Below are 11144 nucleotides of genomic sequence, written 5' to 3'. Positions count from 1 at the left end.
TTGCCCCCGCTCTCTCGCGGCGACTCCGGAACTGTACGGGGACAGGACCGCCACATGCAAATCGCCCCTGCCCGGGATCCCGGGCAGGGGCGATCAGTGCGACGCGGACCAGGTCAGCGGACCTCGGTGATCTCCGGACCGCGGGCGAACGGGTCGAGGGCCGCGCTGCCGAAACGGTTGTCGCCCTCGCCGGCCGCCGCAGCCGTACCGCCGCCGTCGGCGACCATCTGGGCGTCCTCGGGGAGCTTCAGCACGATCGGGTCGCGGGGCGCCATCGGGCTCTCGCCCCGGACGACGACCGTCTGCTGGAAGACCTGTTCCAGGATCCCGGCCATTTCCGGCTGCACGGCGGCCTGGCCCGAGATCACACCGCGCAGGAACCAGCGCGGGCCGTCGCAACCGACGAAGCGCACCAGCTGTACGCCCTGGGTGCCGTCCGGCAGCTGCACCGGGACCTGCGCGCGGAGGTGCCAGCCGAGCGGGCCCTCCTCCTCCTCGATGAGGCCGCCCTGCGCGGTGATGCCGTTGGCGATCTCCTCCCGGACCTCCCCCCAGATGCCCTCCGACTTGGGAGCGGCGAAGGCCTGCAGCTGGATGGCGCTGTTGCCGAGGACGAGGGTCGCGGCGACGATCGCGTCACCGGCGACCTCCACCCGCAGCTCCATGCCCTCGACGCCGGGGACCAGCAGACCCCCGAGGTCCACTCGCCCCTCCTCGGGGTTCTCCAGCTCGGAGTGGTCCCACGGACCGTCCGGTCGCGGGGCCGGCGGCAGGCCGACCTTGTCGGACGGGTCCAGCTCGGTCACGTTCTCGCTCTCGGCGGAACCTTCGACGTCATCGGCCGTCTCGTCGGCGCTGATGGCGTCGTCGGCGAGCTGCTCGACAGCGTCCTCGCTCTTCTGGCGACGACGGAACACGGTCACTGTCCTTCCCGGTCCAAGACCGATGCGAATACCTGCTCGGCTTCCTGCGAGGCCGCGGGAATGCTAGACCGCGGCGTGGCCGCCGGTCGACCCGAACCCGCCCTCGGCACGTGCCGACCCAGGCAGCTCGGCCACCTCGTGGAAGCGGGCCTTCTCGACCTGCTGGATCACCAGCTGGGCGATCCGGTCCCCTCGGCGGAAGCTGACCCCCTCGCGCGGGTCCAGATTGACGACGATCACCTTGATCTCTCCACGGTACCCGGCATCGACCGTCCCCGGGGCGTTCACGAGAGCAACTCCGCAACGAGCTGCCAGCCCGGACCGGGGGTGGACGAAGGCCGCGTAGCCGTCCGGGAGGGCGATCGCGATGCCGGTGGGCAGGACGGCCCGCTCACCGGGGGCCAGCTCGGCGTCCACGGTGGTGCGCAGATCGACTCCCGCGTCGCCGGGCTGCGCGTAGGCGGGCAGCGGCAACTCGGGGTCGATGCGCCTGATCAGGACGTCCAGCGGCGGGCGGGGGGTGTTGCTCAAGGGTTCACCTCAAAGGCTCGTGCGCGCTTCATCAGATCCGGGTCGTCGAGGACCTTCTCGATGTCCTCGGGACGACCGTGCGTGGTGAAGTGTTCCAGCTTCACCTGGATGAAGAGCGCCTGCGCACGCACGGCGACCGGTCCGTCGGGGCCGCCGATGCGCGCCTCGGCGGCGCTGTAGATCTTGCGGCCGTGGACGCCGGTGACCCAGGCGCGCAGGTGCAGCACCGAGTCGACCGGGACGGGGCAGAGGAAGTCGGTCTCCAGCCGGCCGGTGACGGCGGGGGCGTGCAGCAGCCAGTTGAGCGTGCCGAGGGTCTCGTCCATGGCGGTGGTCAGCACTCCGCCGTGGGCCAGGCCCGGACCGCCCTGGTGGACGTCCCGGACGGCGAACTCGGCGGTGACGTCGAGTCCCTCACCGGCGACCGCGTCGATCCGCAGCCCGCCGGGGTGTTGCGGTCCGCAGCCGAAGCAGTGCTCGTAGTGGGAGCCGAGCCGGGTGCCGGGGGCGGGCGCCTCGGGGGCGCGCGGCGGCAGTACGGCGTCCGGCGGCGGGGTGGTCGGGGACGGCGGCAGCGCGGGCGCCGGCCGGTCGGCGGGGGCGGTGGGGGTGGTCGAACCGGTCACGGGGCCCCAGCCTACCCAGGGGTAGGCGCGCGGCCGGTGGGGGTGGCGTCCCGGTACCGGCGTCAGGGCGCCCACAATGGGGGCATGTACGACGAACGCCTCACGGTGCCGCGCTCCTGGTGGCTGCTCCCGGTCGCGACCGGGCTCACGCTCGCCCTGATCCTGCTGCGGGTCAGCGGTCTGGCCGCGCTGGTCGGGCTGGTGGTCGGCATCGCCGCCGGCGCGGTCGCGATCAGCAGCTACGGCTCGGTCCGGATCCGCGTGGTGCAGGGCTCGCTGGTGGCCGGGCCGGCCCGGATCCCGGTGGACGCCCTGGGCACCGCGCACCCGCTGAGCCCCGCCGAGGCGGTGGCCTGGCGCGGGCCGAAGGCCAACCCGCGCGCCTTCATGCTGCTGCGCAGCTACGTCCCGACGGCGCTGCGGATCGAGGTGACCGACCCGTCCGACCCGACGCCCTACCTCTACCTGTCGACCCGCTCGCCGATGAAGCTGGCGGAGGCGCTGGAGGAGGCCCGTCGCGGCGCCCGCACCTAGGGCTGTCCGGCCGACCCTGCCGGGACAGCACCTGGCGGAGGGACCCGCGCACGCCCGGGGCAGCCCCGGACCGCGCACAGGCCCGAAAAAACGGAGAGGGACGGTTCCGCTGATGCGGGACCGTCCCTACGACTTTGTGCCGGCCGACGTGCTCATGGCCGACCCCGTCCTCCCGGTGCCGTCCGTCAGGACGGCGACCGGACCTGCCGTCCGGCCCCGCTGCCCGGGGCCGGAAGGGGCGCTGTGCCGGCCCCGCGGAAGCCGCGGGTGCCGGGCCCTGTCCGCCGCGGTGCTCAGGCGCCGCAGTCCCGGCAGATCGGGTTGCCGTTCTTCTCGCTGTACAGCTGACTGCGGTGGTGCACCAGGAAGCAGCTCATGCAGGTGAACTCGTCGGCCTGCTTCGGCAGCACCCGGACCGCGAGCTCCTCGTTCGAGAGGTCCGCGCCCGGGAGCTCCATGCCCTCGGCCGCGTCGAACTCGTCGACGTCGACAGAGCCGCCGCCCTTGTCGTTCCGCCGAGCCTTGAGTTCCTCGATGCTGTCTTCGTTGAGCTCGTCGTCGGTCTTGCGTGGGGTGTCGTAGTCCGTTGCCATTGTTCGCTCTCCCCCTCCGGGTTTGTGCGGTGTGTGCGGTATCTCCAGCGCACGTAACGCATGGGGGGTCGGTCTTGTGCCCGACCCGAGGCGGAGATTTTGCCTTACTTCAAGCCCTGTTACTCAATCGACACTCAGCCAGGGGTCCGTTGGGGTGATCCACCAGGCTGCGGGAGGCCTCACGCTGGGCCATCGCCAGCCTCCTCCAGCATCCGCTCGGCGGCCACTCACAGTGAGCACGGGCCGCACTGATGCTCGTCCGTTCCCTTGCCCACCTGGGGTGCCGGCCAATCATCCGGCCGGGTGCGGACCCGAAATCCGGTCACGGACTGCGATCGGCACCCCAGTTCGGGTGATCACTCTCCGAGGTCGGGCGAAGTCACGGAGCGACACGATGTGAGCTTGGTCACGTTCAGAATCTTCCAGGGCAAACCACGGAAAATCCACCCACTTCGGCTGCTCCGCCGAACACCCTAGTCGGCGCTTCGGCGCGCGGCCCGACGGGCCAGGATCGCGGCCTGGCGCTCCTCGAACTTGCGCGCCTGGCCGTCCAGCCCGTCCAGGAAGACGCCGAGCTCGTTCTGCGCCAGCAGGCCCTCCGGGCCGAGGCCGCCGATCTCCATCACGCGCAGGTGGCGCAGCACCGGCTGCAGCACGTCGTCGTGGTGGATGCGCAGGTTGTAGACCCCGCCGAGGGCGATCTGCGCGGCGGCCCGCTCGAAGCCGGGGATGCCGTGGCCGGGCATCCGGAAGTCGGTGACCACGTCGGCCACGGCCCGCATGGCCTGGTCGGGGGCGATCTCCAGGGCGGCCTTCAGCAGGTTCCGGTAGAAGACCATGTGGAGGTTCTCGTCGTTGGCGATCTTCGCCAGCAGCTGGTCGCAGAGCGGGTCGCCGGCGTACTTGCCGGTGTTGCGGTGCGAGATGCGGGTGGCGAGCTCCTGGAAGGCCACGTACGCGACCGACTGCAGCATGCTGTGCGCGTTGTCGGACTCGAAGCCCTCGGACATGTGGCTCATCCGGGCCCGCTCCAGCTCCACCGGGTCGACGGCCCGGGTGGCGAGCAGGAAGTCGCGAATCGCTATCCCGTGCCGGCCCTCCTCGGCGGTCCAGCGGTGCACCCAGGTGCCCCAGGCGCCCTCGCGGCCGAACATGCTGGCGATCTCGTGGTGGTAGCTGGGGAGGTTGTCCTCGGTCAGCAGGTTCACCACCAGCGACACCCGGCCGAGCGGCGTCACCTGGGACTGCTCGACGGCCCAGGCGTCGCCGCCCAGCACGCCGTCGAAGTCACGGCCCTGGCTCCACGGCACGAACTCGTGCGGCATCCACTCCTTGGCCACGGCGAGGTGGCGGTTGAGCTCCTTCTCCACGACCTCTTCGAGGGCCAGGATCAGCCGGGCGTCGGTCCAGCCGGTCGATCCGAGGGAGGCGCTGCTCTGCACAGGGGCGATGGTCACGGTCTTGCTCCTGGGGGACGGCACGCGCGGGACGGGCGCGTTGGGCGGGCACGTCTGCGACGCACTTACGGTTCCGTAGGTTACGACACCGTAAGTTGCCCGGGCGGGAAATGACAAGCCGCCCCCGCCAGGCCTTATGTCGTCTTGACGGGCCTGACGGGGGCGGCGGTGAACGGTCGCTTACGGAGCGCGGCGGCGGGGAGGGCGCGGCGGGCCCGGGAGGGGCCCGGCGGGCGGGGTCAGGGGTTGGGGATCCGGACCCGCATGGTGAGGCCGCCACCGGAGCGCGCAGTGGCCTCGATGGTGCCACCGTGGGCGCGCACCACCGAGCGGACGATGGACAGGCCGAGCCCGACCCCCTTGTCGCTGCGGGTGCGGTCGGCGCCCTTGACCCGGCGGAACGGCTCGAAGATGTGCTCCAGCTCGTAGCCGGGCACCACCGGGCCGGTGTTGGACACCACCAGCTCGCCGCCGCCGGGCACCTCGGCGGTGGCCAGCTCGACCCAGCCGCCGGGGGTGTTGTACCGGACGGCGTTCTGCAGCAGGTTGAGCGCCAGCCGCTCCAGCAGCACGCCGTTGCCCGCGACCACGGCCGGAGCGAGCTTGGAGCGCAGCTCGACCTCGCGCCGGTCCGCCTCGGCCCTGGTCTGCTCCAGGGCTCGGGTGGCCACCTCGGAGAGCTCCACCGGGCGGCGGTCGGTCAGCTCGTTCTCGCTGCGGGCGAGCAGCAGCAGGCCCTCCACCAGCTGTTCGCTGCGCTCGTTGGTGGCCAGCAGGGTCTTGCCGAGCTGCTGGAGGTCGGGCGAGGCGGCCGGGTCGGAGAGCTGGACCTCCAGCAGGGTGCGGTTGATCGCCAGCGGGGTGCGCAGTTCGTGCGAGGCGTTGGCGACGAAGCGGCGCTGGGAGTCGAAGGACCGGTCCAGCCGGTCCAGCATGTCGTCGAAGGTGTCGGCGAGTTCCTTGAGCTCGTCGTCCGGCCCGTCCAGCTCGATCCGCCGGTGCAGGTCGGAGGAGGCGACGTCGCGGGCGGTGCGGGTGATCCGGCCGAGCGGGCGCAGCACCCGGCCGGCCAGCGCGTAGCCGGCCGCGAAGGCGATCACGGCGAGGCAGACCAGCATCGTGAGCGACTTGCGCAGCAGGGTGTTGAGCGCCGAGTTGGAGCGCAGCAGGTAGTCGCCGGCCTGCTCCTGGTTGAACTGCGCGCTGTTCATCGGGACACCGTTGACCCGCAGGCTGCCGTCGAACTGGAACGTGCGCGGCGCCAGGTTGTTCACGGCGTCCTGGAAGAACACGTACATCAGCAGCAGCAGGACCACGCCGGCCATCAGGAACATGCCGCCGTAGAGCAGGGTGAGCCGCATCCGGATGGTCGGCCGGAAGGGCAGCCAGGCGAGCATGCCGTCGCCGGGTGCGTAGCGTCCGGACCGGGGCGCGCGCGGGGGGTGCTGGGGCTTGGGCGGTACGGCGCGCGGGCCGCCGGCGGGCGCGCCGGAGGGCCCGCCGGCCGGGGGCGGGGTGGTCATGATGGTCCTCTCGGGGCGTCCGCCGGGGCGGGCGCGGGGTGGGGGGAGCCCGACCGGGTCCGGTGAACGGATCCGGTCCGCTCGGATCCGGTCAGGTGGTCCGGCGCGTCCGGTCGGATCCGGTCAGATCCGGTAGCCGGAGCCCGGGACGGTGATGATCACCGGCGGGTCACCGAGCTTGCGGCGCAGCGTCATCACGGTGACGCGCACGACGTTGGTGAACGGGTCGGTGTGCTCGTCCCAGGCCTTCTCCAGCAGTTGCTCTGCGGAGACGACGGCGCCGCCGGCCCGCATCAGCACCTCCAGGACGGCGAACTCCTTGGGGGCGAGCTGGACGGTGCGGCCCTCGCGGATCACCTCGCGGCGGCCCGGGTCGAGCGAGATGCCGGCCCGCTCCAGCACCGGGGGCAGCGGAACGGTCGCGCGGCGGCCCAGCGCCCTTACCCGGGCGACGAGTTCGCTGAAGGCGAACGGCTTCGGAAGGTAGTCGTCCGCGCCGATCTCCAGGCCCTCGACCCGGTCGCTGATGTCGCCGGAGGCGGTCAGCATGATCACCCGGGTGGCCAGGCCCTGTTCGACCACCTTGCGGCAGACGTCGTCGCCGTGGACCAGCGGGAGGTCGCGGTCCAGGACCACGACGTCGTAGTCGTTGACCGCGATGCGCTGGAGCGCGGCCTCCCCGTCGTACACCACGTCGACGGCCATCGCCTCGCGGCGCAGGCCGGTGGCGACAGCCTCGGCGAGCAGCTGCTCGTCCTCGACGACGAGAACCCGCACGATCGTTGTCCCTTCTCCAGGCCGGCCCCGGAAGCGGACGCGCGGCTCCGACGGTGCCCCCATCCTGCCTGGTCCGCCGGTAAAGCAGCGATAAGCTGCCGCTCAGGCACGGAGCGTTGGCAGCGGGTGATGACCGTTCGTGTCGGGACCAGTCCGGTTGGACTGTGACACAGGCAACTTTCTCGGGCCGGAAGGTTTCCCCATCTCCCCGGCGGGGAGGACAGCTTCACACCCGCGATCTGGCTGTTGGCCGATCGCACCCACCCGCCGTGCGTTCATCCGCGCCGGCCCTGGGGCTGGGACGTCACCGGGAGCGGCCGAAGGCCGTCTCCGCGCTCGACCGGAGATTCACGATCCGCCGGACGGGGCGCTGCCGCTGGCCACACCTCCTCGGGGCGGAGAACGTACGACCGTGCACGTCCGACACAGTAAGGGGGCCCGTATGGACGCCTTCAAGGCCGGAATCCTGCAGCGCATAGCCAACGCCGAGCAGGATCTGCACCGCGCGATCGAGGCCGGGGACGAGTTCCTCGCCGAGGTGGAGCAGTCCGAGCTGGACGACCTCCGCCGGCTCGCCGCCGAGCACGGCGTGGACACCGTGCTGGAGCGCCACCGCACCGCCGCCTGATCCACCCGACCTTCCGACCCGACGCCGGACCTCCGGCACCAGCGGCCCTGCGGGGGTCGTGCGAAAATCCCAGGCCCTGGCATCCCCCGTATGCCAGGGCTCTTCGCTGTCCAGGACCGTCCAAGGGCCCAGGGCGTGTCCTCAGTCCGCCCAGGCGCGCAGTGCGGCCAGCCGCTCCTGCAACGGCTGGTACACGCCCGGCGCGGCGGCCACGGTCAGCTCGCCGTCCGGGCCGTGCCCGGGACGGCCGCCGACCAGGGCCCCGGCCTCGGCGGCGATCAGGCAGCCGGCCGCGCGGTCCCAGGGGGCGAGGCCGCGCTCGTAGTAGCCGTCCAGCCGCCCGGCGGCGACGTCGCACAGGTCCACCGCGGCGGCCCCGCCCCGGCGGATGTCCCGCACCTCGGGCATCAGGGACAGCAGCACCTCGGCCTGTCGGGTCCGCACCGACTGGACGTAGTTGAAGCCGGTGCCGATCAGCGCCTGGCCCCACGGCGGGGCCGGGCGGGTGGAGAGCGGCCGGCCGTCGAGCCGGGCGCCGCGCCCGAGGACGGCGTGGAACAGCTCGCCGCGGGCCGGCGCGAACACCACGCCGACGACCGCCCGGCCGTCCAGCTCGGCGGCCACGCTGACCGCCCAGGAGGGCAGCCCGTACAGGTAGTTGACCGTGCCGTCGAGCGGGTCGACGACCCAGCGCACCCCGCTGGTGCCGGGCCGCTCGGCGCCCTCCTCGCCGAGGTAGCCGTCCTCGGGGCGGCGCTCGGTGATCAGTTCCAGGACGAGCTTCTCGGAGGCGAGGTCCATCTCGGTCACCACGTCGACCGGGCTGCTCTTGGTGCCGGCCACGCCGAGGTCGGCGGGCCGGCCGTCACGCAGCAGGGCGCCGGCCTGCCGGGCCGCGTCCAGGGCGACCTCCAGCAGGTCGTCGAGGAGTCGGTCGTCGGGCAGGGCGGGAGTGGGCACGGGTCTCTCCTCCGGGAAAGCGGGACGGGCGGTCAGCGCTCGGCGGCGGCCGGGCGGGGGGCTCGCGGGTTGGGGCAGCAGGCCACGGCGCACACGTCGTGGCTGGGGCCGAGCGCGCCGAGGGCGCAGCGGTTCACCGGCTCGCCGCGCTCGGCGGCGGCCCGTTCCAGGACCAGTTCGCGCACCGCGGCGGTGAACCGCGGGTCGGCGCCGACGGTGGCGGCGCGGGCCACCGGCAGGCCGAGTTCGGCGGCCTTGGCGACGGCCTCGGTGTCGAGGTCGTACTTGACCTCCATGTGGTCGGAGACGAAGCCGATCGGGACCATCACCACGGCGGGCGCGCCGTCGGCGTGCTGGGCCTCCAGGTGGTCGCAGATGTCCGGTTCCAGCCACGGCGTGTGCGGGGCGCCGCTGCGGCTCTGGAACACCAGCTCCCAGGGCCGGTCCGCGACGCCGGTGCGTTCGGCGACGGCCCAGGCGATCAGCCGGGCGACGTCCAGGTGCTGGGCGACGTACGCGCCGCCGGGGCGGCCGCGGGCCGGGTCGTCCGGGGCGCCGGAGGTCTCGGCCATGGTGTCCGGGATGGAGTGGGTGGTGAACGCCAGCCGGGCGCCGGCCCGGACGTCCTCGGGCAGCCGCGCCAGGGCTGCCAGGGTGGCGTCGATCATCGGCTCGACGAAGCCGGGGTGGTTGTAGAAGTGCCGCAGCTTGTCGACCCGCAGCTCGGGCAGGCCCTCGGCGGCGAGGGCGGCCAGCGCGTCGGCCAGGTTCTCCCGGTACTGGCGGCAGCCCGAGAAGCCGGCGTAGGCGCTGGTGGCGAGGACGGCGACGCGGCGGTGGCCGTCCGTGGCCAGTTCGCGCAGGGTGTCCACCAGGTAGGGCGCCCAGTTCCGGTTGCCCCAGTAGACCGGCAGGTCCAGGCCGTGCTCGGCGAAGTCCTTGCGCAGCGCGGCGAGCAGTTCGCGGTTCTGCTCGTTGATCGGGCTGACCCCGCCGAACAGGAAGTAGTGCTTGCCGACCTCCTTCAGCCGCTCCTTGGGGATGCCGCGGCCCCGGGTCACGTTCTCCAGGAACGGGACGACGTCCTCGGGGGCCTCGGGCCCGCCGAAGGAGAGCAGCAGCAGGGCGTCGTACGGCTGCGGCGCTGCCGGGGCGGCGCCGGACGGTGAGGGTTTGCGCGCGTCGGACATGGCACCGATCCTGCCATTGAGGGGCCGAAGACCCCCGTCGGGGCCGCGAGGGTGTCCGGAAAATACTGTTTGCCAAGGTACGTAAGCTGTGTTGACCAGCCTCGTTCCTTACCCCCGCGGAGCTCCCGTGCTGTCCAGCTACCGCCAGATATTCGCCTCCCCCGGCAGTCTGGCCTTCTCCACCACCGGCTTCGTCTCCCGGCTGCCGATCTCCATGACCGGCATCGGCATCGTGACCATGCTCTCCCAGCTCAGAGGCTCCTACGGGGTGGCGGGCCTGGTGTCGGCGACCCTGGCGATCTCCGCCGCGCTGCTCGGCCCGCAGGTCTCCCGGCTGGTGGACCGGCACGGGCAGCGCCGAATAATCGTCCCGGCCATGGCGCTCACCATCGTCGCCGTGGTCGGCCTGCTGCTGTGCGCCCGGTTCAAGGCGCCGGACTGGACGCTCTTCGTCTTCGCGGCCGGGATGGGCGTCATGCCGAGCACCGGCGCGATGGTCCGCGCCCGCTGGGCCCACCTGTACCGCGACGACGCCCCCAAGCTGCACACCGCGTACTCCTTCGAGGCCGTCGTCGACGAGGTCTGCTTCATCGTCGGCCCGATCCTCTCGATCGGCCTGGCCACCTCCGTCTTCCCCGAGGCCGGCGTCCTGCTCGCCGGGGTCTTCCTCGCCGTCGGCGTCCTGCTGTTCGCCGGGCAGCGCGCCACCGAACCGCCGGTCCACCCGGGCGCCCGGCACGTCGGCGGCTCGGTGATCCTCAACCGCGGCCTCCAGGTACTGATCCTCACTTTCGTCGCCACCGGCGCGATCTTCGGCTCCGTCGAGGTCGTCACCGTCGCCTACTCCGAGACCCAGGGGCACAAGTCCATCGCCAGCGTGATCCTCGCGCTGTGGGCGCTCGGCTCCTGCCTGGCCGGCGTGGTGTTCGGCACCCTCAAGCTCACCGGCTCGATGGCCGGCCGCTTCTTCGCCGGCGTCCTGTTCATGGCGCTCAGCATGGCGCCGCTGCTGCTGGTCGCCGAGTCGGTGCACGGAGTCGGCGGCCTGATCGCGGTCGGCGGCGCGCTGCTGATCGCGGGCATCGCCATCTCCCCCACCCTGATCACCGCGATGGCCCTGGTCGAACGGCTCGTCCCGGCCGCCCAGCTGACCGAGGGCATGACCTGGACGACCACCGGGCTCGCCCTCGGCGTCGCCGTCGGCTCCTCCGCCGGCGGCTGGGTGGTGGACGCCGCCGGCTCCGCCGCGGGCTACTGGGTGCCGCTGACCGCCGGGGTCTTCGGCGTGGTCACCGCGCTCGCCGGGCTCGGCCGCCTGCGCGCCGGGCTCGCCTCCGAGCAGACCGCCGACGAGCCCGCCGAAGCGGCCGAACAGACCGTAGACCTCGAACGGTGAACTGAC

Annotated in this window: 12 protein-coding genes; 3 read left to right on the top strand and 9 right to left on the bottom strand. The window is 72.6% G+C overall.

The window, feature by feature from the left end:
• Window positions 1-113: 113 nt before the first annotated feature.
• From AB0O19_RS27610 to AB0O19_RS27600, 3 genes are all read right to left on the bottom strand, one after another.
• On the bottom strand, window positions 114-917 hold the full coding sequence (locus tag AB0O19_RS27610) for a DUF3710 domain-containing protein (protein ID WP_363584459.1): 804 nt from the start codon (window positions 915-917) through the stop codon (window positions 114-116).
• 69 nt (window positions 918-986) lie between these two features.
• Window positions 987-1454, bottom strand: a complete 468-nt coding sequence (gene dut / locus AB0O19_RS27605) for a dUTP diphosphatase (RefSeq protein WP_363623274.1) — start codon at window positions 1452-1454, stop codon at window positions 987-989.
• On the bottom strand, window positions 1451-2029 hold the full coding sequence (locus tag AB0O19_RS27600; protein WP_063351415.1) for a PaaI family thioesterase: 579 nt from the start codon (window positions 2027-2029) through the stop codon (window positions 1451-1453). Before AB0O19_RS27600 ends, dut begins: the two co-directional genes overlap by 4 nt.
• A gap of 135 nt (window positions 2030-2164) precedes the next feature.
• On the opposite strand from AB0O19_RS27600, the gene AB0O19_RS27595 reads away from it, so the two are divergent.
• Window positions 2165-2614, top strand: coding sequence for a DUF3093 domain-containing protein (locus AB0O19_RS27595; RefSeq protein WP_350880051.1), 450 nt, complete (start codon window positions 2165-2167; stop codon window positions 2612-2614).
• A 293-nt stretch (window positions 2615-2907) separates the two neighbouring features.
• Here AB0O19_RS27595 and AB0O19_RS27590 read toward each other — a convergent pair whose 3' ends face one another.
• From AB0O19_RS27590 to AB0O19_RS27575, 4 genes are all read right to left on the bottom strand, one after another.
• Window positions 2908-3207 carry a DUF4193 domain-containing protein gene (locus AB0O19_RS27590; RefSeq protein WP_030057692.1) on the bottom strand — a complete coding sequence of 100 codons (300 nt, stop codon included), beginning with the start codon at window positions 3205-3207 and terminating at the stop codon, window positions 2908-2910.
• Between the two features lie 473 nt (window positions 3208-3680).
• Window positions 3681-4664 (bottom strand): acyl-ACP desaturase, encoded by a 984-nt coding sequence (locus tag AB0O19_RS27585; protein WP_363623272.1) that lies wholly within the window; start codon window positions 4662-4664, stop codon window positions 3681-3683.
• A 239-nt stretch (window positions 4665-4903) separates the two neighbouring features.
• The gene (locus tag AB0O19_RS27580) at window positions 4904-6187 is read right to left on the bottom strand and encodes a HAMP domain-containing sensor histidine kinase (RefSeq protein ID WP_363623270.1); all 1284 of its coding nucleotides are present in this window, start codon (window positions 6185-6187) and stop codon (window positions 4904-4906) included.
• A 123-nt stretch (window positions 6188-6310) separates the two neighbouring features.
• Complete coding sequence (locus AB0O19_RS27575) at window positions 6311-6964, bottom strand: response regulator transcription factor (RefSeq protein ID WP_188296105.1); 654 nt, start codon at window positions 6962-6964, stop codon at window positions 6311-6313.
• Between the two features lie 442 nt (window positions 6965-7406).
• On the opposite strand from AB0O19_RS27575, the gene AB0O19_RS27570 reads away from it, so the two are divergent.
• Window positions 7407-7592 carry a hypothetical protein gene (locus AB0O19_RS27570; RefSeq protein WP_030057688.1) on the top strand — a complete coding sequence of 62 codons (186 nt, stop codon included), beginning with the start codon at window positions 7407-7409 and terminating at the stop codon, window positions 7590-7592.
• 141 nt (window positions 7593-7733) lie between these two features.
• Here AB0O19_RS27570 and AB0O19_RS27565 read toward each other — a convergent pair whose 3' ends face one another.
• Window positions 7734-8552, bottom strand: coding sequence for an inositol monophosphatase family protein (locus AB0O19_RS27565; RefSeq protein ID WP_363623268.1), 819 nt, complete (start codon window positions 8550-8552; stop codon window positions 7734-7736).
• A gap of 32 nt (window positions 8553-8584) precedes the next feature.
• Window positions 8585-9742, bottom strand: a complete 1158-nt coding sequence (locus tag AB0O19_RS27560; protein ID WP_363623266.1) for a ferrochelatase — start codon at window positions 9740-9742, stop codon at window positions 8585-8587.
• 127 nt (window positions 9743-9869) lie between these two features.
• Here AB0O19_RS27560 and AB0O19_RS27555 point away from each other — a divergent pair, with 127 nt between their 5' ends.
• Window positions 9870-11138 carry an MFS transporter gene (locus tag AB0O19_RS27555; protein ID WP_363584471.1) on the top strand — a complete coding sequence of 423 codons (1269 nt, stop codon included), beginning with the start codon at window positions 9870-9872 and terminating at the stop codon, window positions 11136-11138.
• Window positions 11139-11144 lie beyond the last annotated feature (6 nt).

It is taken from the genome of Kitasatospora sp. NPDC091276, assembly GCF_040684355.1.
Classification (GTDB): Bacteria; Actinomycetota; Actinomycetes; order Streptomycetales; family Streptomycetaceae; genus Kitasatospora.
The sequence above is the reverse complement of the archived record's forward strand: the minus strand, read 5'-3'. Positions and strand labels throughout refer to the sequence as shown.

Coding starts and splice junctions, on each gene's coding strand:
- AB0O19_RS27595 (WP_350880051.1), top strand. CDS start 2,165: ATGTACGACGAACGCCTCACGGTGCCGCGCTCCTGGTGGCTGCTCCCG.
- AB0O19_RS27590 (WP_030057692.1), bottom strand. CDS start 3,207: ATGGCAACGGACTACGACACCCCACGCAAGACCGACGACGAGCTCAAC.
- AB0O19_RS27580 (WP_363623270.1), bottom strand. CDS start 6,187: ATGACCACCCCGCCCCCGGCCGGCGGGCCCTCCGGCGCGCCCGCCGGC.
- AB0O19_RS27570 (WP_030057688.1), top strand. CDS start 7,407: ATGGACGCCTTCAAGGCCGGAATCCTGCAGCGCATAGCCAACGCCGAG.
- AB0O19_RS27560 (WP_363623266.1), bottom strand. CDS start 9,742: ATGTCCGACGCGCGCAAACCCTCACCGTCCGGCGCCGCCCCGGCAGCG.